The sequence below is a fragment of the Ruegeria sp. BA2 genome (genome assembly GCF_056539605.1).
The window spans coordinates 341324-366134 of sequence record NZ_JBQFVE010000001.1 but is presented as its reverse complement, the minus strand read 5'-3'; the positions used below and the strand labels follow the sequence as shown (position 1 = coordinate 366134).

Sequence of the window (24811 nt, the reverse complement as noted above, 5' to 3'; positions counted from 1 at the left end):
TCAAGACGACGTGACGGGGCGGGGCCATGAGCGATACCACTGCAATCGCAGATCTGACAAAAGATGAAGCGCAGGACGAGCTGGCCCGGCTAGCCAAGGAATTGCTGCGCGCGAACCAGCTGTATCACACTGAAGATGCGCCGGAAATTTCGGATGCAGACTATGATGCCCTCAAGCGTCGCAATGCTGAAATTGAAGCCCGATTTCCGGATCTGAAACGCTCCGACAGCCCTTCTGAACAAGTTGGCGCGCGAGTATCAGACGGGTTTGCAAAGGTGGCTCATGCGGTGCGTATGATGTCACTTGGAAATGCCTTCGATGACTCGGATGTTACTGATTTCGACCGCTCGATTCGTAAATATCTGGGGCTGGGGGACGAAGCACCACTTGCCTACACAGCTGAACCGAAGATCGATGGCCTGTCGCTCTCTTTGAGATATGAACAGGGTGAACTGGTTCAGGCCGCGACTCGCGGGGACGGCGAAACCGGTGAGAATGTAACGGCAAACGCACGAACAGTTACGAATATTCCGCACCAAATCAAAGGCGCACCAGACGTTCTTGAAGTGCGTGGTGAGGTCTATATGTCTCATGACGATTTTGACGCATTGAATTCGCGGCAGGCCGAAACTGGTGGGAAAACCTTTGCAAATCCAAGAAACGCGGCCGCTGGCTCACTCCGCCAACTGGATTCTGAAATAACGCGGTCGCGGCCGCTGAAGTTCTTTGCATATGCTTGGGGAGAGCTATCTGAACCTTTGGCTGAGACACAGATGGGCGCGATTGAGCGGCTCAAAGCGTTCGATTTTCAAGTCAATGCGCTGACGCAGCGGTGTGCGACAACCGAAGAAATGCTGGATCATTACCGCCAGATCGAAGCTCAGCGCGCGACCTTGGGCTATGACATCGACGGGGTTGTTTACAAAGTTGATAACCTCGCTCTACAGGCCCGCCTTGGCTTTCGTTCAACGACGCCGCGTTGGGCGATCGCGCATAAGTTTCCTGCCGAGCTTGCCTGGACCCGGCTTGAAGCGATCGACATTCAGGTCGGCCGGACCGGAGCGCTCAGCCCGGTTGCGCGTCTGCATCCGGTGACCGTGGGCGGGGTGGTCGTATCAAACGCAACCTTGCATAACGAAGACTACATTGCAGGACGGGACGCAAAAGGCGGGACAATTCGCGCTGGCAAGGATATTCGCGTCGGCGATTGGGTTCAGGTCTATCGTGCAGGTGACGTCATCCCAAAGGTTGCGGATGTCGATCTGACGAAACGACCCGATGATGCGCAGCCCTATGTTTTCCCGACGAAATGCCCGGAATGCGGTAGCGAAGCAATCCGGGAAGAGGGTGATGCGGTCCGCCGCTGCACTGGGGGCTTGATTTGCCCCGCACAGGCTGTTGAAAAACTAAAACATTTTGTTTCGCGCAAAGCGTTCGATATCGAAGGGCTCGGCGCGAAACAGATTGAGATGTTTTATGGCGACCCTGATCTGCCGATCAACACGCCAGCCGACATCTTCACGTTGCAGAGCCGTGATGCCGGAAATCTTGCTCGGTTGAAGAATCGCGACGGCTGGGGAGAGACATCGGCCAGTAACTTGTTCGCAGCGATCGATGACAAGCGCACCATCCCCTTTGCCCGTCTGTTGTTCGCGCTCGGGATACGCCATGTGGGTGAAGTTGGTGCGCGTGATCTGGCACTGTTCTTCCGAGATTGGGATGTGATGGCCGCATCGATCGACGCGGCGCGACCGGCCGCCCTTGCGCAGCGCGCCGCCGATCAGGCGGAAGATGCTGAGAGAATCGTCGCCGCCGAGGAAGGTCGACGCGCTCGGGTCAAAGAAGCTCGGGACGCAGCGCTGGCCAATCTGATTGTCCCGACAAACGCCGCAGGCGCGTGGAGCGATCTGATTGGAATTGACGGTATAGGGGCCACACTGGGCCTTTCGCTCTCTGACGCGTTTGCGAACCCAGACGAGCGTGCGGCATTTGATGAGCTGCGAAAGCACCTGACAATTGTTCCTCCGGATGCGCCCGCTTCGGACAGTCCGGTTGCCGGGAAAACGGTCGTGTTCACCGGAACGCTGGAAAAGATGACGCGTGCCGAGGCCAAGGCCCGCGCCGAAGCCTTGGGGGCCAAGGTGTCCGGCTCGGTCAGTCAGAAAACTGATTTGCTGGTGGCGGGCCCGGGCGCTGGGTCTAAGGCTAAGAAAGCCGCTGATCTGGGTATCGAAACCTTGGACGAAGACGGCTGGCTTCAACTGATCGGCGATCTATGAGCGGCAGGCCCGAGCAACTCTTTCCGCTCTTCGCAGGGCTTGAAACACTGGATGGTGTGGGGCCGAAAACAGCGCAGCTTTTGGGCCAGTTGGGGATCGAGTCGCCGCGTGATGTATTGTTTTCGCTGCCCTATGCGGTTATTGATCGGCGGCGACGCGATACGATACAGGGCGCCAACCTTCCAACGACTTTAACAGTTGAGGTCACGATAGGGACGCATCGACCGCCTCGAAACAAAGGAGGCGCGTATCGTATCCATGTAGAAGACAGCCAGGCAGATTTTCAGCTGGTGTTTTTTCATGCCCGGGGGGATTACCTGAAAAAGTTGCTGCCACAGGGCGCGCGCCGTGTTGTGTCAGGAAAGCTTGAGCTGTTCGATGGCATGGCCCAGATGGTTCACCCCGATCATGTGGTTGCGCCCGAAAATGCGGGTGATCTGCCTGAGTTCGAGCCGGTTTATCATCTGACCCAAGGCGTGACGCAGAAAACAGCCTATAAAGCCGCGCAAAGTGCACTGGCGCGGGTGCCCGATCTGGCCGAGTGGGCAGACCCTGCTCAGGTCGCACAGCAGAACTGGCCGGACTGGGCGTCAGCCATGCGTGCAGCGCATCACCCGAGGGGTGCGGACGACGTTGCTCCTTTTGTGCCTGCACGTGAGCGATTGGCCTATGATGAGTTGTTTGCCCATCAATTGACCTTGGCCCTTGCACGGCAGCGTGAGCGTAAGGCGCGCGGGATTGTCAGCCTCGGCACTGGAGCGCTGCAATCCAAGGTGCTGGCCAGTCTGCCATACCGACCAACTGGCGCACAGACACGCGCAATTGAAGAAATCTCGGCGGATATGGCGTCGGAGACGCGAATGAACAGGTTACTGCAGGGCGATGTAGGGGCCGGGAAAACTCTGGTCGCTTTCATGGCGCTGTTGGTTGCGGTCGAAGGAGGCGGGCAGGGGGTGATGATGGCCCCGACCGAAATCCTTGCGCGGCAGCATCTTGAAGGGCTGCGCCCACTGGCGGAAGAGGCCGGAGTCGTTCTGGAAATCTTGACCGGGCGCGACAAAGGGGCCGAGCGCCGCGCAAAATTGGCGGCTCTGAAGCTGGGGAATATTCAGATTTTGGTCGGCACCCACGCGGTGTTTCAAGAGGATGTTGAATTCAAAGCCTTAAGGCTTGCCATTGTTGATGAACAGCATCGTTTTGGCGTCCGCCAGCGTATGGAGCTGTCCGAAAAAGGCCAGCGCGCAGACGTATTGGTCATGACCGCTACGCCGATACCGCGCAGCCTTGCCTTGGCTCAATACGGTGACATGGACGTCTCTGTTCTGGATGAGAAACCTCCGGGACGAAAATCGATCAAGACCGCGATTGTCAGCACTCAGCGTATGGATGAAGTTGTCGCCCATCTGCGCGGCGCGATTGATGCGGGTAAGCAATGCTATTGGGTGTGCCCCTTGGTGGACGAGTCCGAAGTTTCGGACCTGACTGCAGCTGAGGAACGGTTCAAACGGCTGCGCGCGATCTTAGGGGATGATGTGGTGGGTCTGGTGCATGGTCAGATGCCGCCCGCCGAGAAAGATGCAGCCATGGCAGCCTTCCAAAGCGGTCAGACTAAAGTGCTGGTTGCAACTACCGTCATCGAGGTTGGCGTCAATGTCCCGAACGCCACGATTATGGTGATTGAACGGGCCGAGATCTTCGGACTGGCGCAATTACACCAGCTACGGGGCCGTGTCGGACGAGGCGAAGACGCCTCGACCTGTTTGCTGATGTATCAGCCTCCGCTCAGCGAAGGCGGGCGTAAACGGCTGGAAGTTCTGCGTGAGACCGAAGATGGGTTCCGTATCGCAGAGACAGACTTGCAGATGCGCGGCGCGGGAGATTTGATCGGAACCGCGCAATCTGGCCTGCCAAAATTCCGGATCGCCGATCTCGAAAGGCAGGCCGGGCTAATGGCCGTGGCGCAATCAGATGCGCGCGCACTGTTGGCATCTGACCCCCAACTGACCTCGGATCGGGGGCAGGCCGCGCGTGTTCTTTTGTGGCTGATGAAGCAGGATCAGGCGATCCGTTTGATATCAGTGGGTTAGGCTGGCAATCCCACAAAGTTCACAAATGTTCTTAAAAAGTTCTTTACCGACTCATTAAAATATGAGAACAAAAGGTCAACAAAGGATTAATCCCGTCCGGAGGTGAGACCATGCTGAGCCAGATCAAAACTGCCTTTACCCGTTCGCAATCTACAATTTTGCAAGATGCAGCGGGCGCGGTTTCACTGGTCGTAATGCTGGTGGTTGCCCTTCACCTGCCAAGCGGGTTCTAAGCCTTTCTGCCTGCGATCTCGTGCCGATCACACCGCGCTTGTCTCCCCGTCATGATCAAGGGTGACCTGCCTGTCCCAATTCCCTTGAAGGGGCCTGCCTCGGCCCCGTGCGGTAATCCGGACCCTACATGAGAAACGCATGACTTGCCGCCGCCCTTTCCGCCCGGAAGGTGCGGCGGTTCTTTTTATAACTCACCGGTTTTTATAATCTCAATCGTCGCAGACAGCACTGAATTCACCGCGACGGATGCCAGGATCATTCCCATCACGCGGCTAATGATTGCTGCACCGGAATGCCCGATCAAACGAATGATCGGCTCGGCCAACAACATCAGAACAAATGCAATGGCAATTACGGCCAGCATTACCAGCGCCGTAATACTCTGATCGGCAAAACTATAGCGGTTGTTGTCAGTCAGAACCACAATCGCCAGCATTGCACCGGGTGACGCCAGCGAAGGAACGGCCAAAGGAAAAATGGCTGGATTGGTCTTGTGCATTTTATCATCCAGGTCTTCTTCAGCCTGGCGTTGCTCGATCACTTGTTTGCTCTCGCCGAAGATCATGGTCAAAGCAAACAGGAACAGGATGATCCCGCCCGCCACCTGGAACGAATTCAGGCCGATATCCAAGGCTTCGATCACGAGTTGCCCGAACAACAGGAAGAACATCAGAATGCCTGCGCTGACCAATGCAGCCAAAAGGGCGGTTTTACGTCGCGCGCCTGCAGCGATCCCAGCGGTGACAGCGATAAACACGGGAATGGTGCCGATCGGATCGATCACGACCCAAAGCGTCACGAAATGTTCCAGCAAATTGTTCACGTTAGCCCCCCAAAACCGGTTGGGGCACCCTATACGGGTTTGTATGAGAACACCACGGTCAGGCGCAATTGGCCTGTTCTGCCTGTTCCATCGCCTCAGCAGTTGCGTCCAACGCCAATAGGATCGACGCGTGGCGATTCTTATAGTCCCGCGCCGGCACAAGAACTTCGAGGCCGTTAAAAGGCGCATCTGGTGCAGGGCCATCTTTTTTCAACATCGCCGAAAGCTGATCGCGCGCGGTTTCGACCTGAGCCCGCGTCGCTCCGATCACCGAACTGCCGACGACCGATGCCGCGGCTTGACCCAATGCGCAGGCCTTGACGTCCTGTCCAAAACCCGTGATCCGACCGTCTTCGAGTTTGACGTCGACAGTCACGGTAGATCCACACAAGGGTGCCCGTTTTTTCACAGTCGCATCGGGGTTTTCCAAGCGCTCGAGATGTGGAATATCCGCAGCCAGCGCCAGTATGCGTCCGGAATAGAGCTTAATCAGATCGGTTTCGCCGCTCATGGCTTTCCCTCGTTTTCTATTCCCCATACATAATAGCGAGATTCTGGGATGCAAAAGGTTTTTGCAATGGCTGACACGGTCTTGTTCGATCCATCGACACTGAAGTTTAACGAGGCCGGATTGATCCCGGCTATCGCACAAGACGAACACTCGGGTGAAGTGTTGATGATGGCTTGGATGAATGCCGCATCGATCGAGCGCACTTTGGAAACCGGGCGCGTTACCTATTGGTCGCGATCACGGCAGGCGTTTTGGGTCAAAGGCGAAAGCTCGGGCCACGTGCAGGCCCTGGTGGATTTTCGGATCGATTGTGACCGGGATTGCCTGCTGGTTGTAGTGAACCAGACCGGACCAGCGTGCCATACCAATCGACAGAGCTGTTTCTACACCGCTGTTCGGGATGGAATAGAAGTCGAGCTTATGAAGCCGATGGAGCACTAGATCTCTGACGGTGGACAGATCACAGGTCTACCATCGCCCTGATTTCAGCAGGCGATGCCCCCTGTTCGCGATAGAGCGAGATGGCGCGCGCGTCATCTCGTTTGGCAAGCCGTTTGCCGCTTTCATCCCGGATCAGGCGGTGATGATGATAAACCGGTGTCGGCAACCCGAGCAGGCCCTGTAGCAGCACATGAATCTGGGTTGCACTGAACAGGTCTTCGCCTCGGACCACATGAGTGATGTTTTGATCCGCATCGTCGACAACTACGGACAAGTGGTATGAACTGCCCATATTGCGCCGAACAAGGATTATGTCGCCGACTGCAGTCAGAAGGTTGTTGGCATTCAACGCATGCGTGCCGGAATATTTTGCACCGGTTTCAGTAAATTTCAAAAGTTCAGACGCTTCTATGGCTTTTTTCATGTCAAGACGCAGAACATCTTCGGCACCTGCATCTGAAACAGAGCGATTGCGGCAGGTGCCCGGATAGATGCGTCCATCGGGTCCAAACTGGGGCACACCTTCCTGCGGCGCCCCGGCGGCGGCCTCAATATCTGTACGCTTGCATTTGCAAGGATAGACCAACCCCATTCCGATCAGCGCCGCTAGCGCCTCACGATATCGGGCCAATCGATCAGACTGGCGCATTACCGGTTGGGGCCAGTTCAACCCAAGCCACGTCAGATCCTCGTAGATCTGAGCCTCCCAATGAGGACGCGACCGAGACTGGTCAATGTCTTCGATCCGCAGAAGGAATGCTCCGCCTGCGGCCTGTGCCAGATCATAGGCCAGCAACGTAGAATAAGCATGTCCCAGATGCAGCGGACCTGTCGGGGATGGAGCAAAGCGCGTTTTGAATGTCACGACTTTTCAACAACGTAAACGTCAGATTTCATGTCCATTCCGGGCAAATGTGGTCCGTATTCGCGAAATAACAGGCGCGCATGCCCCATGTCCAGCCAATCGTTCAACCGCCCGGTATATGCGCTGTCAGCCAAGGCGTGATCATTGAACGAAAGGGCCAGATAGCCGCCGCTTGGCAGAGCGTTCATCAGTAGATCGAAGGTTTCAGGCGGCGCAGCGCCAACGCCGATGACGCCAGTGGATGTGATCGCAGTGTAAGCGCCGGCATGTATGGGGTTCGGATCGGTGACTTCGATGCTGATCAGGTTGCGATACACTCCCTTGGCGGCAGCGCCTTTCAGCATCTTTGGTGTCGGGTCCATCCCGTCAATCACACGAAAACCTGCCTTTTGTAGCGCGACGCCGGACAACCCGGTGCCGCACCCAAAGTCCAGTACGGGTAGGTCCAAATCGGTGACATAGGACCTCAGCGCTGCAGCGACGCGATCCGGGGTGACATAGCCGTGTTCCCCAACTTCTTCATCGTAGGAGGCCGCCCATCTCTGATAGTGATCACGCGTTTCTTGGGCAGAGTTCAGATTGTAAGTGTCTTTCAGAAACTTATCGCTCATGCCTCATATGTTAGGCGCTGGCCGGGGGTGGCGTCCAGTCAACACTGCTTGAGCCAGCCGCTCCACTCAGATTTCGCCCGATCCGTATAGGCCTTGTAGCGGTCTTTACGGCCCCGGCGACCACCTTTCAGGCCATCGACCGGTCGGAACAGTCCGAAGTTCACGTTCATCGGCTGGAAGGTTTTTGCCTCGGCGCCGCCCGTGATGTGGTGGATCAAAGCGCCCATCGCACTGTCTTGCGGAACTTCAGGCAGCGTACGGCCCAGAATCTCGGCAGCGGCCAATCGACCAGCCAACAGGCCCATCGCGGCGCTTTCTACATAACCTTCGACGCCAGTGATCTGACCTGCAAACCGAATGTTTGGCTGAGACTTAAGCCGCATCTGCGCATCCAGCAGGGTCGGAGAATTGATGAAAGTGTTACGGTGAATACCACCCAACCGCGCGAAGCTGGCGCTTTCTAATCCCGGTATCATCCGAAACACATCGGTCTGGGCACCGTATTTCATCTTGGTCTGGAACCCGACGATGTTGAACAAAGTACCCAAAGCATTATCGCGCCGCAATTGAACCACCGCGTAAGGTTTTACCTCCGGTGCATGCGGATTGGTCAGACCAACCGGTTTCATCGGGCCATGGCGCAGGGTCTCGCGACCACGTTCGGCCATAACCTCGATCGGCAGGCAGCCATCGAAGTAACCTGCGGTTTCGCCTTCATGAAACTCGGTCTTGTCCGCAGCGAGTAGCGCATCAATGAATGCTTCGTACTGATCACGGTCCATTGGGCAGTTGAGGTAGGCAGTTCGCTCTTCCTCGGTCTCGCCCTTGTCATAGCGTGACTGCATCCAGGCCTGGCTCATATCAATGCTGTCGGCATAGACGATCGGAGCGATGGCATCGAAGAAGGCCAGTGCTTCGGCCCCTGTCTCAGAACGAATTGCTTCACCTAATGCGGGTGATGTCAGAGGGCCTGTTGCAAAGATCCATTGGCCATCCTGGGGCAGGGAGGTGACTTCTTCCCCAGTGACCGATATGCGCGGATGGGCCTTTAGCTTGGCGGTCACGGTTTCAGCAAACGGATCACGGTCTACCGCCAGCGCACCGCCAGCCGGCAAACGATGGGTATCGGCGGTGGTCATGATCAACCCGTTTGCTGCCCGCATCTCCCAATGGAGCAGCCCTACGGCGTTTTGTTCGTCGTCGTCTGATCGGAACGAATTCGAACACACCATCTCGGCCAGATTGCCGGTCTGGTGCGCAAAGGTGCCCACCTGTGGCCGCATTTCGTGGATCACAACATCCACGCCCATTTCCGCCGCCTGCCAGGCGGCCTCGGACCCGGCCATGCCGCCGCCCACGATATGCAATCTGTCTGTCATGCGCTGCCAAATAGGGCACGGCAACGTCATGCGCAATGCGCAGATCGGGTCAATTTTCTTGGAAGAAGTCTTGGGGTCGCCGCTGCGGGAATGTCTGCGCCGGTGAGAGAAACCAGCTGGAGGGACCTTCCGCCCACGGCGACCCAAAAGCATATTCAGGCCTTAGCCTTGTCCCAGCATTGCCACAGTGTCGCCCTTTTGAAAAGTGCAAAAATGCGAACAGTAAAGAAAAATGTATGAAATAATTGCGTCACTGACGCCAATTGGGTGGTCGTTTTTCGATAAAGGCGCTTATGCCTTCCTCGGTATCCCGGTCCATCATATTCTGTGCCATTACCTCGGCAGTATAGGCGTACGCCTGTTCAGTTGGCATTGTAACCTGTTGATAGAATGCGGTTTTACCGATTTTTACAGCGCTACTTAATTTGGTCGCCAGTTTCTCGGCCAACGCATTGGTTTCGCCCTCAAGCAAGGCTTCAGGGACCACACGATTGACCAAACCCAGCTCAACCGCACGTTCGGCCGAGATAAAGTCACCGGTCGTCAGCATCTCAAATGCTTGTTTTCGAGGAATATTCCGGCTGAGCGCTACCATTGGAGTCGAACAGAACAGGCCGATATTGACCCCGTTTACACCAAATCGCGTTCCTTTGGCGGCGACCGCCAAATCGCAGGTTGCGACTAGCTGACAGCCTGCAGCGGTGGCGATTCCGTGCGTTTGGGCGATCACGGGCTGGGGCAGGGACTGGATGGACATCATCATCTTTGCACAGCGATCGAACAGATCCTGAAAATAGGACAGACCACCATCCGGTGCCTGTCGTCCTTGGGTCATCTGCTTCAGATCGTGCCCTGCACAGAACGCTTTGCCAGCACCGGAAAGAACAACAACACGAATCGACTTATCTTCTCGCAACGCATCAAATTCAGTCTGCAGCGCTGCCAGCATCTCGTCGCTCAGCGCGTTCAGCCGCTCGGGCGCGTTCATCTTAAGCCGTGCAACCGCACCAGTGTCGTTACGTTCCAGAATTGCCATCTTGCCCTCCCACTGGCGTTCGGGCCAACTCTAGGCGGACAGAGCCAAGAGGGGAAGCATGTCATTAGCGCTGAACAAACAAGAATTGACAGAGTATTTGGCACAGGTGTTCCCTCAGGTGCACAACGACTTTGTCGTCGAGGACCTGACCGAGACAACGATCACCATGCGTCTGAAAGTCGAGGAACGTCACCTGCGCCCCGGTGGCACCGTTTCGGGCCCTTCTATGTTTGGATTGGCCGATGTGAGCGTCTACGCGATGGTGCTGGCACGCAAAGGGCGTCAGTCTTTGGCTGTTACGACCAGTAGTTCGCTGGATTTCTTACGCAAACCCGAAGGCGGCTCTGATTTGATAGCCGAATGTAAGCTATTGAAATTGGGACGCACCTTGGCTGTTGGGGATGTTCTGATCTATTCGGAAGGGTCGGACAAGCCGGTTGCGCGCGCCAGCATGACTTATTCCATTCCGCCAGCAGGATCAGTGGCTGCGGCTTTCGGATAAAAAAGGCCGGGGATAAACCCCGGCCAGGAAGAGGTCCCTTAGATGGGACTGGGGATAATCTATCTCATCCAGAAGTAACGGCTGACTTCTGCATCTGCACGATGGCGGGTCAGACCGACATCACGAAGCAGTCTATCATCCAGCTTGCCCAGATTTACTCGACTGCGGCGGCGCTGTTCCCATTGTGTGACAATCGCCGCAAACCGCACGGCCAGCGCGGCGATCAGCGGCAGCCGGGGGCTGGCGTTCAGCAGCATAAGGGCGGGGTTGTGCATTGCGCGTGTCATCTTGGGTATCCTTTCAAATTGTATTGACACAAATCTAAAATGTTCGGTACAGTGACTTGATACATTCAGCATTGTGTCGAAATCAAAGGAAGAATTGTAATGGATACAATTTGGCCAGAGGCGCTGCCCAAATCCAAAGGTCCAAAGTACACTCTGGTCGCCGACACGATCCGAAAAGCAATAGAAAACAAAACGCTGGAGGTGGGAAAGAAACTGCCTCCGGTGCGTGAATTGGCGTATCGACTGAAGATCACTCCGGGCACGGTCGCACGCGCCTACACGATTCTTACCGATGAGGGTTTGCTACAAGCCGAGGTTGGACGTGGTACATTTGTCGCCCCGCCGCGTTCGCCTATTCTGGATGATGTCTGGTCCCGTCAATTGCATCTGAGGGATGACAAATATGAATCGAATGTCAGCCTGTTCAGCCCACGCCTGCCAGACGTAGGGCAGGTGACCTTGATGCGTGAGTGCCTTGCAAAGGTTGCAAAAGGTGACCCTCGAATGTTCATGAACTATCCGACCCGAGACGCCTATCAACCAGTGCGCCAGGTTGTCGTCAATTGGTTGTCGGACCTTCCCCTTGGTTCTCTAACTGCTGACGATATTGTACTGACTCATGGGGGGCAAAGCGGCATCTGCGTTGTTTTCCAGACTGTTCTGCGAGATCCGAAGCCTGTCGTGCTGGTAGAGGACTTGTCTTATGCCGGATTCCGACGGGCCGGCGAATTGATGCGCGCCGAGATTGTCGGGGTAAAGATGGACAAATGGGGCATTAACCCTGACGCGCTGGATCACATCCTCAGGCAAACAAAGGCACAAGCGATATGTGTTTCTCCGGAGGTTCAGAACCCGACGGGTGGGCATTCTCCGCTGGAACGTCGCAAAGAAGTCGTTGAGATCGCACGAAAATATGAACTTCAGATCATCGAAGACGATTGCTATCGAATGGGCGAGGCCCGCGCTCCTAGCTATCGCGCATTGGCTCCCGAACGGGGTTGGCATGTTTCGTCGATCTCCAAAACTCTGACGCCAGCGCTGCGAGTGGGCTTTGCGATTGCCCCCAGAGAACGAAGCGTCGATCTGCGTCGGTCTGCTGAATACGGATATTTTGGACTAGCCCAGCCTCTGGCTGAATTGACGCGATTACTGTTGGGGCATCCAGAATCAAGGCAACTGGCCAAAGACGTTCGCGCCAAGATGGGTGAATATGTGCGGGTTGCGGTAAACGCTCTGGGTGGGTTTGACCTAAACTGGGATTCCGATATCCCATTTGTCTGGCTTCATCTCCCTTCAGGTTGGCGGTCTGCTGCGTTCAGCCGTGCGGCTGAGCGGGAAGGCATTCAGCTGCGGTCTGCCGATGAATTCGCCCTGCGCGATGGTCGGGCACCAAATGCCGTCCGTATCGCAGTGAATGGGCACGTCTCACTAGAAAAATTTGAAGATGCCATGTTGCGCTTGCGTGCATTGCTGGACAACCCGCCCGAGCAGATAAGCGTATAGAGCCTATAAAGGGGCAGGGTCTCCAAAGAAGCCCGCCAAATGGGCAATCTTGCCATCTGCATCAAAGCGAATGAAATCATGCCCAGCAACCATCATAGAGCCATCGGATGCAATCATGTGCCACGTAAAGTGCACTACATCATGATGGGAGGTGGGGGCGCTGGTCAATTCAACACGACCTTGTGTGTCTTTCAGTACTGCTCCGATATGGTCTGACAATTGATCTCTGCCAGATACTTCTGCTGTTGGGTCGACGTATCGGCCATTCTGAGCAAAACACTGTTCAAGCAGCTCAAGTCTTTTGACCGGGTCAGTTTCCTGCCATGCTGAACCATAAGCGGCAATTACCTTGTCTAATTCTTGCATTGTGTCCCCCGGTTCTTGTTGAAACGAGTGGGTGGATCGCGTTTGTCTTAATAAGGTCGTGCACAACAGGTGAATAGTTGGGGTAAAATGATACCTATTTTATAAGGCACTGTTTTAGCTTTATTATTTATGACTTGCGTGTATTGACCTGCATACACAGTAGGTCTAAACCCCCTCCATCGAATTCGGACCGCTCTGTCTTAGGGCGGTCTTTCACATCAAACAGGACTATCCTGCCATGAAAACCTTTTCTGCAACACCTGCAGACATCGACAAGAAATGGATTCTGATCGACGCCGAAGGCGTGGTTCTGGGCCGTCTTGCCTCGATCGTCGCCATGCGCCTGCGTGGCAAGCACAAAGCGTCGTTCACCCCGAACATGGACATGGGCGACAACGTAATCGTGATCAACGCTGACAAAATCCAGATGACCGGCAAGAAGCGCGAAGAAAACTTCTACTGGCACACTGGCCACCCGGGCGGCATCAAATCGCGCACCAAACAGCAGATTCTGGAAGGTGCACATCCCGAGCGCGTCGTGACCCAAGCGGTCAAGCGCATGCTGCCGGGCAACCGTCTGGCGCGTCAGCAGATGACGAACCTGCGCGTTTATGCCGGTGCCGAGCACCCTCATGAGGCGCAAGCGCCCGAAGTTCTGGACGTCAAGTCCATGAACAAGAAAAACACCCGGAGCTAATGACCGATGGCTGATCAGATCAATACTCTCGAAGAGCTGAGCGCCGTCGCAGGCGTTGAAACCGTGGCCGAAGAAGTCATCGTGCGTGAACCCGTACGTGACGAGCTGGGCCGTTCCTATGCCACTGGCAAGCGTAAAGACGCTGTTGCCCGCGTTTGGATCAAGCCGGGCTCCGGCAAGGTCACCGTGAACGGCAAAGACCAGGACAAGTACTTCGCACGCCCCGTTCTGCAACTGATCCTGCGCCAGCCGTTCCAGGTTGCCGGCGTTGAAGGTGAGTTCGACGTTGTAGCAACCGTCAAAGGCGGTGGCCTGACCGGTCAGGCCGGTGCGGTCAAACACGGCATCTCGAAAGCGCTGCAACTGTACGATCCCAACCTGCGTGGCGCTCTGAAAGCCGCTGGCTTCCTGACCCGCGACAGCCGCGTTGTGGAACGTAAGAAATACGGTAAGCGCAAAGCGCGTCGTTCGTTCCAGTTCTCGAAGCGTTAATCGCTACGGATACCGAATGGGAAAGGGCTCGCACTTGCGAGCCCTTTTTCTTTGTTGGCTTTATTCTTCGTAAACCAGCTTCCACGCACCATTTTCAACGACGCTGACAAATACCGTATCAGCGCCCTGATGGTCGTCCGGCCCATAGGTGATCTGGTTGCCGACCAACTCATCCATATAGTCGAGCGATTCCATCGCGGCGATGAAGCTCTCGTGTGTCAGATCAGGGCCTGCGGCCTCAAGCGCTTTGACCATCATCTCGGCCGCTGAATAGCCAAGCATCGAGAAACCGACCGGATCTTCTCCCGTGGCTTCTTTGTACTCTGCGATGAATGCAGCCGGGGCGGGCTCTTCGGCACGCGCCCACAGATCGAGCCAAGACGCGGCTGCATAGAACCCATCTGTCACGCCGCCGGGCACCTGAGCAACGACGGTCAGGAAGCTGGCCGAGGTGCCAAGGAATTTCATGTCGGTTAGGCCCATCTTCTTGGCGGTTCCGACAACAGTGATTGCCTGACGAACGCCCAAGGCCATCGTAACGATATCGCAGCCTTCTTCCTTAAGCTTGCTCAAGGACCCCACAAAATCCGTCTCGTCTGGCTTATGGGTGGTTTCTGCGCCAAAGGTGATACCAGCCTCTTCGGCTCCGGCTTTGCTGCCTTCCAGAATTTCCTCGCCGAAATCAGTGGGCAGATACATCGTGCAGACGGTTTGCGATCCGAACTCCCCGTTCAGGTACTTCACCCCAATCCGCGCCTGGTCGTAATAGGTCGAGAACGACGTGAACTTGTTCTTCATCGGCTCTTGCAGCATTTGCCGCGCGGCGGTCAGAGGAGCGACGTTGGGAATACCTTTCGGGTCCAGCAGCTTGAACCCGGCAACATTCATCGGCGTACCCAAGGATTGCAGCATGGCAAACACCTTGTCGCGGTTCAGCAGCTTGTTATAGCCCTGCATCGCGCGCGGCATCTGATAGCCGTTATCCTCGACCACAAAGCGAATCTTACGCCCGTGCACGCCACCTTCGGCGTTAACCCGGTCAAAGACTACATTCGCACCTTTGGTCGCCGGCACACCAACAGCGGCAAATATCCCGCTCAAGTCGTTTACTGAACCAATGACGATCTCGTCATCTGTCACGCCTTGTGTTTGCGCCCAGCTGATCGTGGCGGATGCAGTCAATGCCGTGGCTGCGGCAAGGCCCTTAAATAAGTGTTTCATACTTCTCCTCCCTGTTGGGTCGCCCCTTAACTAATTGTACATATCCTCAATGAGATGTGCGTGTTTCTTTTCAACAAGACCACGCTTGAGCTTCATCGTCGCTGTCAGTTCATCATCCTCGGCCGTCAGCAATACGTCGATTAGGCGGAAATCCTTAATCTGTTCGACCCGCGCAAATTCTTTGTTCACAGCCTTGATCTCTGTGCCGATCAGATCGGTCACCTCGGGTGCTGCGCAGAGGGATGCGAAGTTCGAAAAGGGGATCTTGCGTTCCTGCGCGAATTTTTCGACGTTTTCCTGATCGATCATGATCAGCGCCGTCAGATATTTACGCCGATCCCCGACGATCACAGCGTCCGAGATATATTGGCTGAACTTCAACCCACTTTCGATCTCGGCGGGCGTGATGTTTTTGCCGCCTGCGGTGATGATGATGTCTTTCAGTCGTCCTGTAATGGTTACAAAGCCATCCTCGTCAATATGGCCCATGTCCCCAGTGCGCAACCAGCCGTCGCAAGTGAAGCTTTCAGCCGTCTTGGCATTGTTGCGCCAATAGCCCTGAAAGACGTTCAGGCCCTTGATCTGAATTTCTCCGTCCTCGGCTATGCGCATGTCATTGCCGGGAACCGGCTTGCCGATGGTGCCGATCTTGTTGGCTTCAAGCGTGTTCAGCGCGGCTATTCCGGCGGTTTCGGTCATCCCAAAGCCTTCGACAATGGGCACTCCGATCGCCCAATACCACCTGAGCAAATCCGGCGAGATAGGTGCCGCGCCCGAGCCACCGCGCCGCATTCGATCCATTCCCAGAATCCGACGCAAGTTGCGCAAGACCAACCGATCCCAAACCCAGTAACGCAAGGCGACCGGCGCAGAAACGGGTTGCCCAGCAAGGATACAATCTGCGCGCGCCTGACCCGCATTCAGGGCCTGCGCAAACGCAAAACGCCCCGTTGGCGTTGCGTCTTTGACCATGAACATGACTTGCGAATAGATCTTCTCCCACACGCGTGGGACGGCGGTGAAGGTGGCTGGTGAGACCTCCTGCAGATTGGTGAACACGGTTTCAGGGCTCTCCGCGAAATTCACGGTGCATTTCATCGCCAGCGGGTAATAGATCGACACATCACGCTCGAGGATGTGACAGAGCGGCAGAAAACACAGCTGTTCATCGGTGGATTGAGAGGGCAGGGAATGCGCCCCAGACTCGATCGCGGCCATGATGTTCTCATGACTCAGCATCGCGCCTTTGGGATTGCCCGTGGTGCCCGATGTGTAGATGAGCAGGGCTGTGTCTTGCGGCGTGGCAGCAGCGATTTCTGCCTCGAATGCACCGGGCTCGTCGGTGTCGGCTTGTCGGCCCCAAGCATAGAGATCATCGATCATCATGCAGCGCGGATGGTCAAGATCCTGCAGGCCTTCGTCCTCAAGTATAATGACTTTGAGCAGATCGGGCAGGTCTTGCTCAATCTCAAGAAATTTGTCCAACTGCTCTTCATCTTCGACAATCAGAAACCGACTGCCACTGTCATTGAGCAGGTATTTCAATTGACTGGCTGAATCCGTGGTGTAGACGCCCGAAGCAATCCCGCCGACACATTGGATGCCCATGTCGAACCACGCCCATTCCTTGCGGTCTTCGGACAGGATCGAGACAACTTCGCCACGCTGAAGGCCCAGCTTGCGCAAAGCCAGCCCAATCCATTTGGCATGCTGCCAATAATCCGCCCAGGAATAGGATTTCCAGATACCAAAATCTTTTTCGCGATGCGCTGTCCGGGTACCCAGTTCAGCGCAGCGTTTCTGGAACAATTCGCAGATCGTCGTACATCCATCAACGCGCAGCGGGCGCTGGCCGGGTGCAGCATTGAACTGCACGCCATTTAGGGTGATCTGAGGGGGAAGGGGGCTTGCATCCATCCGGCTCACCTCCAGGTCTTCTTGCGTTTCCAGCGCCGGTTTTCCCGCGCGCCTTCTTCCTGAACGCCCAGATAGAAGTTCTGGATGTCCTCGGATTGCAGCAAAGTTTCAGCCGCGCCATCCATGACGATCCGCCCGATCTCCATCACATAGCCATGATGGGCAAGCTCAAGCGCGGCGTTGGCGTTCTGTTCGACCAGCATCATCGTCATATTCTGTTCATCATTCAGACGTTTGAGGATGCCGAAAATCTCTTGAACCAGCAACGGAGATAAACCCAGCGAGGGTTCGTCCAGCAACATGATACGCGGGTTGGCCATCAAACCGCGCCCGATGGCCAGCATCTGCTGCTGCCCGCCGGACAGCGTCCCGGCCTCTTGGTTACGACGTTCTTTCAGGACGGGGAAGTAAGAAAAAACCAGATCGCGATCATGATCGATTTGTCCTTTGTCCTTCAATGTATAGGCGCCGAGGCTCAGGTTTTCATCGACCGTTAGCAGAGGAAAAACCTCGCGCCCCTCGGGTACGTGGACGACACCTTTCTGAACGACCTTATGGGGTTCCGATCCCTGTATCTGTTGGCCATCAAACGTGATCGTACCTTTCTCGGGGTCCATGACGCCTGAGACTGTTTTCATCAGCGTCGTCTTACCGGCACCATTTGCACCCAGGATCGAGACGATCTGGCCCGGATGCACATCCAGTGAGACACCACGGATGGCCATGATCGGGCCATAAAAACTTTCAACATTGCGAATGCTGAGGATTGGCTTGCTCATGAAGCTTTCCCCAAATAGGCCTCGACCACCGCCGGATGCGACTGAACCTCTGCTGGTGCACCCAACGCCAGCTTCGCGCCATCAGCCATTGCCAGCACGCGGTCGGACACGCCCGAGACCAACCCCATGTCGTGCTCGACCATCAGAACTGTGATCCCCATTTGTCGCCTGATGTCATCGATCCACCAACGCATGTCCGTCGTCTCTTCGACCGACAGGCCCGAGGCGGGCTCATCAAGCAGCAAGAGTTTCGGGTCAGTCGCTAGGGCGCGGGCGACTTCGACCACTTTGCGCACTCCATAAGGCAGGCCCGAGATCATCTTGTCTCGGAAGGCCTGAAGGTCGAGGAAGTCGATGATTTCCTCAACTTTTTCGCGGTTCTCGATTTCCTGTCCGCGCGTGGATGGCGTGAACAGAATTTCCGAGATCAGGTTGGTTTTGCGATGGCGATGACGTCCGACCAGAAGGTTTTGCAATACGGTCGCGTGTTCGAACAGCTCAATATTCTGGAATGTCCGTGCCACGCCATAGGCCGCCACAGCCGAGGGTTTAACCCGCAACAGATCATGCCCGTCAAACCGGATCGTCCCGGCAATGGGATCATAGAAGCGCGAGATCAGGTTGAAGACTGTGGATTTGCCCGCGCCGTTCGGGCCGACGATGGCGAACACCTCGCCCTCTTTCACGTCGAATGACAGATCATCCACGGCGGTCAGGCCACCAAATTTCAACGTGACATTTTTGAACTCTAGCAAGCTCATCTCAGACGCTCCGTCTTGAGATAGGATTTCTGTCGTTTGAACATGTCTTTGCGGTAAAAGGGGAACAGCTCGAACCAGGTGCGGATTTTCAGCCATCGGCCATAAAGACCCATCGGTTCGAACAGGATGAACGTGATCAGGATCATGCCGAAGATTCCGAATTCCAGGCCCGGAATGGCGACCGTGTTGCCGCCAAACAGGGCTGCCGCATATTCCTTGGAAATCGACAGGAACTGAGGCAAGAATCCAATCACGATCGCACCCAGATATGCGCCATGGATCGATCCTAACCCGCCGATCACGATCATCATCAGCAATTGAATCGAGATTACGACGCTGAATGTCTCATTGTTGAACGCCCCGGCAAACATACCCATCAATGCACCCGCCAGCCCGGTGACCGCACAGGACAAGGCGAATGAGATTGTCTTGGTACGTGCAATATCCACGCCCATCGCCTGCGCCGAAACCTCGGAATCCCGAACAGCGATAAAGCTGCGACCCAAAGGGGCGCGCAAAAGGTTGATGTAACCCAGCGTCACGATGACGGCCACGGATAGCACCAGCCAGTAGAACGGACCGGGCGTGGCCCACCGGTCGACCAAATGACCAAAGATTTTTACCCCGCCTAAATACTTGCCTGCGACGCCACCTGTAATGGGCTCGGCCAGCACGATGATATCATCCATCAAGACCGACAGGGCCAACGTAAAGATCGCCAGATAGATGCCATGTAATCGTAGGGCAGGGATGGCCACTGTCGCGCCCACAATGCCGGTCAACACGCCCGCCAACGGGAATGCGATCAGAAACGGCACACCTGCCTCGACCAAGATGACATTGGCATAGCATCCAACGGCCAGAAACGCGGCATGGCCCAGACTGGCTTGTCCCGTATGGCCAGTAAGGATCATCAGACCCAGCCCTGCGATCGCCCAGATCAGAACATTGGTCAGTTCCCCAAGATAGAAGTCATCCAGCCACCATGGCGCAGCTGCAATGACAACCAACAGGATGAGATAGAGGCTTAGCTGATAGCCATCCTTCCATGGGCGAATGTCCTGCATGTAGTTGGTTTTGAACACAATCCGCATGGCGATCAGACCTTCTTGACCCGCACTTGGCTGAATAGCCCGTGCGGTCGGAAGATCAGGACCGCCAGCAACAGCGCATAAGGCGCAATCTGGCTGTATCCGGCGGCAATGTATCGGCTGGCGAAGGGCTCGATGACGCCAACGATAAGCCCTCCGGCCAGGGCTCCGGGCAGGCTACCGAACCCTCCGATCACGGCGGCGGCGAAGGCTTTGATGCCCAATAGGCCGGTTGTTGGATCAACCGAACCCTTTGCAGCGAACAGAATTCCGGCGATCCCGGCGACAACACCCGCCAAAGCCCAGATAAATCCCTGAACCCGTTTGACCGGGATACCCATGTAATAAGCCGCCAACTGGTTCTGAGACGCGCCCTGCATGGCAAGCCCCAGCTTGGTTTTGCTGAAAAACACATAGAGCCCCCAGGTCAGCAGGACTGTGACGACGATAACTGCCACATCCTCCATCCCCAACACGAGACCACCAAAGCGGATTTCCTTTCCGGCCAAAGGGTTCTGCAGGGTTTGCGGCTCGTGCCCCCAGATTAGGCCAGCGGCAAATCGGATCACGAAGCCTAATGCGATGGTCAGGATTACGACAGCGGTCTGGCTCTCTCCGAACACGCGGCGGATGATCAGGCGATCGATCAGGTACCCCAATGCACCCATGATCCCCAACGAAATCGGTAGAGCCAGCCAGAATGGCAAACCCATATACTCGGTATTGGTCAGTCCGATTGTTACGAACGCACCCAGCATCATGAAATCGCCCTGCGCGAAATTGACCGCCTCGGTCGCTTTGTAAATCAGGACAAAGCCAAGTGCGATCAGGCCGTAGACGCAGCCATTCGCCAGCCCGCTGATCAGCAGCTGTGCGTTATCCAATCTTACCCTCCCTCAGCCGGTTCGTCCGGCACGTCGCTCTACTATGGCGTGATAATCACCTTGCCGTCACTCTTTTTCAGTGCATCAGCCAGATTTGGCACCACATCGCGTAGGGCAAGCCGTTCAGAAATATCGGTTTTCCAACGCCCATCGGCAAAACGCGCTTGTACCTCGCCTACCACCCGCATTTGATCGGCGGGCGGCGTGTCCATCATCCAGCGGGTGAGCCAAAAGCCTTCGATCCGTTTGCCCATAAAGATCAGTTGACCCATCTGTGTCAGCTTGGGCAATTCAGTGCTGAGCTTGCCGTAGCACACCCAACGCGCCCCGTTGGGCATGGCGCAAAACACCTGTTCCGAGATTTGGTCGGCCACAGCATCCAGAAATACCCGTGGCTTCAGATCTCGGCTCATGGACGCGAATTCGGCTGCAGCCTCAGAGCTATTGGTCACCACCACTTCTGCTGCGCCCAGTTGTTTCAGCGTGTCGACCGTTTCGGCACGCCGAACCAGCGCAATGGGTTTCAACCCGAGATCACGCCCAAGGCTACACATTAGCTTGCCAAGTTGGCTAGTGGCGGCGGAGATGACAAACGCCTCTCCCGCTTTTTGTGCAATGTCCACCATCGCCATGGCTGTTAGAGGGTTAACGATCTGCGCTGCCCCGTCTTCGTCAGAAATTTCGGGACGCAGGGGGATGCACATCTGTGCCTGCGTGACGACGTATTCGGCCCAGGCCCCTGATCCCGCGGCAACAAAGGCCACCCGTTGATCTTTCAGAGCTTCGGCGCCGGTTCCGGTTGCGACAACATCGCCGCAACCTTCAAACCCAGCCGCAGCGCCCTTGACCCGAGGCTGACCGTATTCGCCTTTGATGAAATGAATATCAGAAGGGTTTACCGAAGCGGCACGCATCTTGATCAGCACCTGACCAGCAGCCGGAACAGGCAAAGGCATTTCGGCCTTAGCCAACCATTCCGAAGCATCCTTCAGCGTCGGTTCGGTTGCAGTGCCAGAGTATCCATCCCCTTTTTGGACAACGGCAAACATGGTGTCAGGCAGGGTGGTCATCCAGCACTCCTTTATGGGTGATCCTTACGCAGAAATACTATCGGCGCAATGTAACTCTCTGACAAAAAGCCTAAATTCTTCGTCTCCACGATTAGAAGGCAATCAAAAGAAGTCGGCGCTGTCAATTGAGTAGTGCCGTAACGTAGCGAAACATGCACAACGATCAGATTGGGTGAACCAGCCCGCATGGGGCTGGTTCAGGGAATGATCACTGCTGCGTCAGAAGATTGCGCAGATCTTGTATTTTTTCGACGACAAGCTCAGGCGACGCTTTGATATCGTCAAGAATTTTCATGGCCTGAGTTTTGATGTCCTGAGTCAGATCACTGTCCTGGATCGACGTAACCATGGCGTCATAGTCAAAATTCTGCACGGTCAGCATACCGTCCTGAAGCCAAGTGTTGAACAGCTCCTGCCCTTGGTTTGCAAGTGCTGCGACCTGCTCTCCCGCAGCCGAAGCCGCATCATTGGCCTGTTCGGTTAGAGATTCCGCCGTGCTGCTGGCCTGTTCGGCCACAGAAGACGCGGCCTCGCTGGCTTGATCCGTCACTGACGAAGCAGCCTCAGATGCTTGTTCAGTTGCAGCTTCAACCGCATCGCTTGCTGCTTCTTGCACAGCAGAAGCCGCCTCACCAACCGCATCGGAAGCATCTTCCGCAGCAGCTTGAAGCTGTTCTGCAGGTGTGGGTTCAGGTTTCGTGGCATAATAATAAGCACCTCCGCCGATGACGGCGATGGCAACGATAAGTAATAGACGCGACATATGGGGTCTCCTTCAAATGATGTGTCGCCGAGATGGGGTAATTCTACGACGACGCAAAGGGGAAAACCCGTGAATTTGCAGCAATTTGCGGGTTTGAGCCACACTGCGCTGATTGGCGTAGCGACAGGTGGCAACATCATGCCATTCAAGACCATTGTGGTGCCTGAAAGGGCGAATACTGACTTGAAGGATCAAAGAATTTATGGCGGAGAGACAGGGATTCGAACCCTGGGTGGGCTTGCACCCACAACGGTTTTCGAGACCGCCCCGTTCGACCACTCCGGCACCTCTCCGCGGGGGTCTGTGAGGGGGGGATTTAGTGAGGAACGGGCAGGGGTGCAAGCAGAAAATTCGGGAATTTGGCGATACCGGGATTTTCCATTGCCAGAGGCAAGAAAACACCTAGGCTGATATCTATGACTTACTTACTGCGCCAGTTCACACTCATCCTCATTCCTCCGCTTTTTGCGCTTGGAGTGATCGCTTCACCCTCGCACGCCGCCAGTCGCGACCAGATTGAGGCGTTTCTGACCACAACCGGATTTGACGTTGCGCTGGAAAGTATTGCGCAAGCGTCTGCCTCGGCGCCTCAAATGTTGGGAATAGACCCGGATGGCTTTGGGTCGGATTGGGCGCGGCTTACGGAAGAAGTGTTCGATACCGAATTGATGCACAATACCGCTGTCTCAATCCTTGAGCAGACTCTCAGCCAAGAGGCGCTGACCCACGCGGTTACCTTTTATGCGTCAGACTTGGGCCAAAGGCTGGTTGTTGCTGAGAATGCAGCACATATCGATGATGACGATGAAGCGAAACAACTGGCTGGTCAGAAAATCGTTTCGGAACTCATCAAAGATGGCTCCAGCCGTGTTGAAAGCCTAAAGCGCATGAACCGGGCAGTTGATGCAAGCGGTACCTCTCTGCGGGCCTTGCAAGAAATTCAGGTACGATTTTTGATGGCGGCGAGCGCGGCGGGAATTATTGAGTTGCAGCTTAACGGCGATGAGTTGCGCGAAATGATGGGTCGCAACGAAGCGGCGATGCGCCAGTCGTTGCAGCTGTCGGCTTTGGCCGGGGCGGCGTATACGTATCAGGACTTTTCGGATGAAGATGTCGACGCCTATGTCGAGGCGCTTGAGCAACCTCTGATGCAAGAAGTCTATGAGCTGCTGAACGCCATCCAATATGAGATAATGGCCATGCGTTTCGAGGTGCTGGCATCCAGAATGGCCGAACTCCGTCCGGCGCAGGATATCTGATGCGTCTGCTGGCTGCTGCAACCGCGCTGGTAATGTCCGCCAGTTCGCTGGCTGCCGGTGAGCATGTCGATCGGCTTTTGCGGGCCATGCAAGTGTCCGAATTCCTGGATATCCTGAGTGACGAGGGGCAAGCACAGGGTCAGTCGATAAACGAAACGATGCTGGACGGCGCGGGTGGGTCATATTTCGAAGCTCAGATGAAAGAGCTTTATGATCCCGTTTGGATGTTTGAACAGATGTCCAACTCGGTCGAACAGAACATGTCTGAGGCGCAACTGGAACAAGCAGCGATCTTTTTCGAAAGTGATCTTGGGCAAACCATCATCTCGCTGGAAAACTCGGCCCGCCGTGCCTTATCAGATGAGACGATCGAAGACATGGCGCGCACCGTCTATGATCAAACTGATCGCGAGGACGCCTTTTTTCGCCTGGTGGATGAATATGTGCAGGTCAACGATCTGATTGAACAGAACGTCAGGGGCACAATCAGCGCTGATTTCAGTTTCTATCGCGGGCTGGCGGCGGGGCAGGGTACCTTTGGAGACGAAGAAGCCTGGCTTGCAGAACTTCTGTCGCAGCGCGAAGAGACCAAGAAGGAAACGAGCGATTGGATGTATTCGTTTCTTCTGATGGCCTATCAACCTTTGTCCGAGGCACAGATGCGAGAGAATATTGCCTTTTCGCGTACCGAAACCGGTCGCGCGTTGAACAAGGCCTTATTCGAAGGGTTTGATCGGATGATCAACGGGATCTCATTCCAGTTGGGCGAGGCTGTTGCACAGGCAATGCAAGCCTCTGATCTTTGACTGCGGATTTGGGTTGACTTTAACCCACAATGCTTGGATAAGCGCGCATCCCGGCCGGAATCTCCGCGCCGGGTCTCGTTATTATTGACCCAACGGGCGTATGCCTTCGGGTCGTCACACAGCCCAAAAAGGGCGCGCTGTTCGAGG

The 24811-nt window shown here is 55.6% G+C and carries 26 protein-coding genes and 1 tRNA gene; 10 read left to right on the top strand and 17 right to left on the bottom strand.

The window, feature by feature from the left end; all coding sequences use genetic code 11:
- The first annotated feature begins 26 nt into the window (after positions 1 to 26).
- The 3 genes from ligA (at position 27) to ACR0NN_RS01825 (ending at position 4599) form a co-directional block, all read left to right on the top strand.
- Positions 27 to 2279 carry an NAD-dependent DNA ligase LigA gene (gene ligA / locus ACR0NN_RS01835; protein WP_170719111.1) on the top strand — a complete coding sequence of 751 codons (2253 nt, stop codon included), beginning with the start codon at positions 27 to 29 and terminating at the stop codon, positions 2277 to 2279.
- On the top strand, positions 2276 to 4366 hold the full coding sequence (gene recG, locus ACR0NN_RS01830) for an ATP-dependent DNA helicase RecG (RefSeq protein ID WP_480683783.1): 2091 nt from the start codon (positions 2276 to 2278) through the stop codon (positions 4364 to 4366). The genes ligA and recG overlap by 4 nt, the downstream gene beginning before the upstream one ends.
- A gap of 110 nt (positions 4367 to 4476) precedes the next feature.
- The gene (locus ACR0NN_RS01825; RefSeq protein WP_010440002.1) at positions 4477 to 4599 is read left to right on the top strand and encodes a hypothetical protein; all 123 of its coding nucleotides are present in this window, start codon (positions 4477 to 4479) and stop codon (positions 4597 to 4599) included.
- Positions 4600 to 4784: 185 nt separating this feature from the next.
- Here the strand turns inward: ACR0NN_RS01825 and ACR0NN_RS01820 are convergent, their stop codons facing one another.
- Both ACR0NN_RS01820 and ACR0NN_RS01815 read right to left on the bottom strand, forming a co-directional pair.
- The gene (locus ACR0NN_RS01820; RefSeq protein WP_170719106.1) at positions 4785 to 5423 is read right to left on the bottom strand and encodes a MarC family protein; all 639 of its coding nucleotides are present in this window, start codon (positions 5421 to 5423) and stop codon (positions 4785 to 4787) included.
- A gap of 58 nt (positions 5424 to 5481) precedes the next feature.
- The gene (locus tag ACR0NN_RS01815) at positions 5482 to 5934 is read right to left on the bottom strand and encodes an iron-sulfur cluster assembly scaffold protein (RefSeq protein WP_170719104.1); all 453 of its coding nucleotides are present in this window, start codon (positions 5932 to 5934) and stop codon (positions 5482 to 5484) included.
- A gap of 48 nt (positions 5935 to 5982) precedes the next feature.
- On the opposite strand from ACR0NN_RS01815, the gene hisI reads away from it, so the two are divergent.
- Positions 5983 to 6375 carry a phosphoribosyl-AMP cyclohydrolase gene (gene hisI / locus ACR0NN_RS01810; RefSeq protein ID WP_170719101.1) on the top strand — a complete coding sequence of 131 codons (393 nt, stop codon included), beginning with the start codon at positions 5983 to 5985 and terminating at the stop codon, positions 6373 to 6375.
- Between the two features lie 19 nt (positions 6376 to 6394).
- On the opposite strand, the gene gluQRS is transcribed toward hisI, so the two are convergent.
- From gluQRS to ACR0NN_RS01790, 4 genes are all read right to left on the bottom strand, one after another.
- Complete coding sequence (gene gluQRS / locus ACR0NN_RS01805) at positions 6395 to 7240, bottom strand: tRNA glutamyl-Q(34) synthetase GluQRS (RefSeq protein ID WP_170719099.1); 846 nt, start codon at positions 7238 to 7240, stop codon at positions 6395 to 6397.
- A complete protein-coding gene (locus ACR0NN_RS01800) occupies positions 7237 to 7851 on the bottom strand; it encodes a methyltransferase domain-containing protein (protein ID WP_170719096.1) in 615 nt (204 codons plus the stop codon). Before ACR0NN_RS01800 ends, gluQRS begins: the two co-directional genes overlap by 4 nt.
- 38 nt (positions 7852 to 7889) lie before the next feature.
- On the bottom strand, positions 7890 to 9230 hold the full coding sequence (gene trmFO / locus ACR0NN_RS01795; RefSeq protein WP_170719092.1) for a methylenetetrahydrofolate--tRNA-(uracil(54)-C(5))-methyltransferase (FADH(2)-oxidizing) TrmFO: 1341 nt from the start codon (positions 9228 to 9230) through the stop codon (positions 7890 to 7892).
- Positions 9231 to 9480: 250 nt separating this feature from the next.
- Positions 9481 to 10266: an enoyl-CoA hydratase gene (locus ACR0NN_RS01790; protein WP_170719090.1), complete on the bottom strand. Its 786-nt coding sequence runs from the start codon at positions 10264 to 10266 to the stop codon at positions 9481 to 9483.
- 58 nt (positions 10267 to 10324) lie between these two features.
- On the opposite strand from ACR0NN_RS01790, the gene ACR0NN_RS01785 reads away from it, so the two are divergent.
- Positions 10325 to 10768 (top strand): PaaI family thioesterase, encoded by a 444-nt coding sequence (locus ACR0NN_RS01785; protein WP_170719087.1) that lies wholly within the window; start codon positions 10325 to 10327, stop codon positions 10766 to 10768.
- Between the two features lie 59 nt (positions 10769 to 10827).
- Here the strand turns inward: ACR0NN_RS01785 and ACR0NN_RS01780 are convergent, their stop codons facing one another.
- Complete coding sequence (locus ACR0NN_RS01780; protein ID WP_170719085.1) at positions 10828 to 11055, bottom strand: YjiS-like domain-containing protein; 228 nt, start codon at positions 11053 to 11055, stop codon at positions 10828 to 10830.
- Positions 11056 to 11154: 99 nt separating this feature from the next.
- Here ACR0NN_RS01780 and ACR0NN_RS01775 point away from each other — a divergent pair, with 99 nt between their 5' ends.
- Positions 11155 to 12558 (top strand): aminotransferase-like domain-containing protein, encoded by a 1404-nt coding sequence (locus ACR0NN_RS01775; RefSeq protein WP_170719082.1) that lies wholly within the window; start codon positions 11155 to 11157, stop codon positions 12556 to 12558.
- Between the two features lie 3 nt (positions 12559 to 12561).
- Here ACR0NN_RS01775 and ACR0NN_RS01770 read toward each other — a convergent pair whose 3' ends face one another.
- Positions 12562 to 12924 (bottom strand): nuclear transport factor 2 family protein, encoded by a 363-nt coding sequence (locus ACR0NN_RS01770; RefSeq protein WP_170690340.1) that lies wholly within the window; start codon positions 12922 to 12924, stop codon positions 12562 to 12564.
- Between the two features lie 238 nt (positions 12925 to 13162).
- Between ACR0NN_RS01770 and rplM the strand changes: the two genes are divergently transcribed.
- Together rplM and rpsI are read left to right on the top strand one after the other, a co-directional pair.
- Positions 13163 to 13621, top strand: coding sequence for a 50S ribosomal protein L13 (gene rplM, locus ACR0NN_RS01765; RefSeq protein ID WP_039536983.1), 459 nt, complete (start codon positions 13163 to 13165; stop codon positions 13619 to 13621).
- Positions 13622 to 13627: 6 nt separating this feature from the next.
- The gene (gene rpsI, locus ACR0NN_RS01760) at positions 13628 to 14113 is read left to right on the top strand and encodes a 30S ribosomal protein S9 (protein WP_010440030.1); all 486 of its coding nucleotides are present in this window, start codon (positions 13628 to 13630) and stop codon (positions 14111 to 14113) included.
- 60 nt (positions 14114 to 14173) lie between these two features.
- Here the strand turns inward: rpsI and ACR0NN_RS01755 are convergent, their stop codons facing one another.
- From ACR0NN_RS01755 to ACR0NN_RS01715, 9 genes are all read right to left on the bottom strand, one after another.
- Positions 14174 to 15334: an ABC transporter substrate-binding protein gene (locus ACR0NN_RS01755; protein ID WP_170584417.1), complete on the bottom strand. Its 1161-nt coding sequence runs from the start codon at positions 15332 to 15334 to the stop codon at positions 14174 to 14176.
- Positions 15335 to 15364: 30 nt separating this feature from the next.
- Entirely contained in the window at positions 15365 to 17251 is a 1887-nt protein-coding gene (locus tag ACR0NN_RS01750; protein ID WP_170719079.1) for an AMP-dependent synthetase/ligase, read from the bottom strand.
- 5 nt (positions 17252 to 17256) lie between these two features.
- The gene (locus ACR0NN_RS01745; RefSeq protein WP_170719077.1) at positions 17257 to 18030 is read right to left on the bottom strand and encodes an ABC transporter ATP-binding protein; all 774 of its coding nucleotides are present in this window, start codon (positions 18028 to 18030) and stop codon (positions 17257 to 17259) included.
- Complete coding sequence (locus ACR0NN_RS01740) at positions 18027 to 18791, bottom strand: ABC transporter ATP-binding protein (RefSeq protein ID WP_170719074.1); 765 nt, start codon at positions 18789 to 18791, stop codon at positions 18027 to 18029. The genes ACR0NN_RS01745 and ACR0NN_RS01740 overlap by 4 nt, the downstream gene beginning before the upstream one ends.
- A complete protein-coding gene (locus ACR0NN_RS01735; RefSeq protein WP_170719072.1) occupies positions 18788 to 19885 on the bottom strand; it encodes a branched-chain amino acid ABC transporter permease in 1098 nt (365 codons plus the stop codon). The genes ACR0NN_RS01740 and ACR0NN_RS01735 overlap by 4 nt, the downstream gene beginning before the upstream one ends.
- A 5-nt stretch (positions 19886 to 19890) precedes the next feature.
- Complete coding sequence (locus tag ACR0NN_RS01730; RefSeq protein ID WP_170683884.1) at positions 19891 to 20766, bottom strand: branched-chain amino acid ABC transporter permease; 876 nt, start codon at positions 20764 to 20766, stop codon at positions 19891 to 19893.
- A 41-nt stretch (positions 20767 to 20807) separates the two neighbouring features.
- Positions 20808 to 21836 carry an alcohol dehydrogenase catalytic domain-containing protein gene (locus ACR0NN_RS01725; RefSeq protein ID WP_170719070.1) on the bottom strand — a complete coding sequence of 343 codons (1029 nt, stop codon included), beginning with the start codon at positions 21834 to 21836 and terminating at the stop codon, positions 20808 to 20810.
- A 208-nt stretch (positions 21837 to 22044) separates the two neighbouring features.
- The gene (locus ACR0NN_RS01720) at positions 22045 to 22599 is read right to left on the bottom strand and encodes a hypothetical protein (protein ID WP_170683881.1); all 555 of its coding nucleotides are present in this window, start codon (positions 22597 to 22599) and stop codon (positions 22045 to 22047) included.
- A gap of 203 nt (positions 22600 to 22802) precedes the next feature.
- Positions 22803 to 22892: transfer RNA gene (locus tag ACR0NN_RS01715), tRNA-Ser, on the bottom strand.
- A 123-nt stretch (positions 22893 to 23015) separates the two neighbouring features.
- On the opposite strand from ACR0NN_RS01715, the gene ACR0NN_RS01710 reads away from it, so the two are divergent.
- Positions 23016 to 23858, top strand: a complete 843-nt coding sequence (locus ACR0NN_RS01710; RefSeq protein WP_170683879.1) for a DUF2059 domain-containing protein — start codon at positions 23016 to 23018, stop codon at positions 23856 to 23858.
- On the top strand, positions 23858 to 24664 hold the full coding sequence (locus ACR0NN_RS01705; RefSeq protein WP_170719067.1) for a DUF2059 domain-containing protein: 807 nt from the start codon (positions 23858 to 23860) through the stop codon (positions 24662 to 24664). Before ACR0NN_RS01710 ends, ACR0NN_RS01705 begins: the two co-directional genes overlap by 1 nt.
- The last annotated feature ends 147 nt before the right edge of the window (positions 24665 to 24811 follow it).

Excerpts from the sequence above, each read along its gene's own strand:
- ligA (WP_170719111.1), top strand. The coding sequence starts at position 27 with ATGAGCGATACCACTGCAATCGCAGATCTGACAAAAGATGAAGCGCAG.
- recG (WP_480683783.1), top strand. The coding sequence starts at position 2,276 with ATGAGCGGCAGGCCCGAGCAACTCTTTCCGCTCTTCGCAGGGCTTGAA.
- ACR0NN_RS01825 (WP_010440002.1), top strand. The coding sequence starts at position 4,477 with ATGCTGAGCCAGATCAAAACTGCCTTTACCCGTTCGCAATCTACAATT.
- ACR0NN_RS01815 (WP_170719104.1), bottom strand. The coding sequence starts at position 5,934 with ATGAGCGGCGAAACCGATCTGATTAAGCTCTATTCCGGACGCATACTG.
- hisI (WP_170719101.1), top strand. The coding sequence starts at position 5,983 with ATGCAAAAGGTTTTTGCAATGGCTGACACGGTCTTGTTCGATCCATCG.
- ACR0NN_RS01800 (WP_170719096.1), bottom strand. The coding sequence starts at position 7,851 with ATGAGCGATAAGTTTCTGAAAGACACTTACAATCTGAACTCTGCCCAA.
- trmFO (WP_170719092.1), bottom strand. The coding sequence starts at position 9,230 with ATGACAGACAGATTGCATATCGTGGGCGGCGGCATGGCCGGGTCCGAG.
- ACR0NN_RS01790 (WP_170719090.1), bottom strand. The coding sequence starts at position 10,266 with ATGGCAATTCTGGAACGTAACGACACTGGTGCGGTTGCACGGCTTAAG.
- ACR0NN_RS01785 (WP_170719087.1), top strand. The coding sequence starts at position 10,325 with ATGTCATTAGCGCTGAACAAACAAGAATTGACAGAGTATTTGGCACAG.
- ACR0NN_RS01780 (WP_170719085.1), bottom strand. The coding sequence starts at position 11,055 with ATGACACGCGCAATGCACAACCCCGCCCTTATGCTGCTGAACGCCAGC.
- ACR0NN_RS01775 (WP_170719082.1), top strand. The coding sequence starts at position 11,155 with ATGGATACAATTTGGCCAGAGGCGCTGCCCAAATCCAAAGGTCCAAAG.
- ACR0NN_RS01770 (WP_170690340.1), bottom strand. The coding sequence starts at position 12,924 with ATGCAAGAATTAGACAAGGTAATTGCCGCTTATGGTTCAGCATGGCAG.
- rplM (WP_039536983.1), top strand. The coding sequence starts at position 13,163 with ATGAAAACCTTTTCTGCAACACCTGCAGACATCGACAAGAAATGGATT.
- rpsI (WP_010440030.1), top strand. The coding sequence starts at position 13,628 with ATGGCTGATCAGATCAATACTCTCGAAGAGCTGAGCGCCGTCGCAGGC.
- ACR0NN_RS01755 (WP_170584417.1), bottom strand. The coding sequence starts at position 15,334 with ATGAAACACTTATTTAAGGGCCTTGCCGCAGCCACGGCATTGACTGCA.
- ACR0NN_RS01750 (WP_170719079.1), bottom strand. The coding sequence starts at position 17,251 with ATGGATGCAAGCCCCCTTCCCCCTCAGATCACCCTAAATGGCGTGCAG.
- ACR0NN_RS01745 (WP_170719077.1), bottom strand. The coding sequence starts at position 18,030 with ATGAGCAAGCCAATCCTCAGCATTCGCAATGTTGAAAGTTTTTATGGC.
- ACR0NN_RS01740 (WP_170719074.1), bottom strand. The coding sequence starts at position 18,791 with ATGAGCTTGCTAGAGTTCAAAAATGTCACGTTGAAATTTGGTGGCCTG.
- ACR0NN_RS01735 (WP_170719072.1), bottom strand. The coding sequence starts at position 19,885 with ATGCGGATTGTGTTCAAAACCAACTACATGCAGGACATTCGCCCATGG.
- ACR0NN_RS01725 (WP_170719070.1), bottom strand. The coding sequence starts at position 21,836 with ATGACCACCCTGCCTGACACCATGTTTGCCGTTGTCCAAAAAGGGGAT.
- ACR0NN_RS01720 (WP_170683881.1), bottom strand. The coding sequence starts at position 22,599 with ATGTCGCGTCTATTACTTATCGTTGCCATCGCCGTCATCGGCGGAGGT.
- ACR0NN_RS01710 (WP_170683879.1), top strand. The coding sequence starts at position 23,016 with ATGACTTACTTACTGCGCCAGTTCACACTCATCCTCATTCCTCCGCTT.
- ACR0NN_RS01705 (WP_170719067.1), top strand. The coding sequence starts at position 23,858 with ATGCGTCTGCTGGCTGCTGCAACCGCGCTGGTAATGTCCGCCAGTTCG.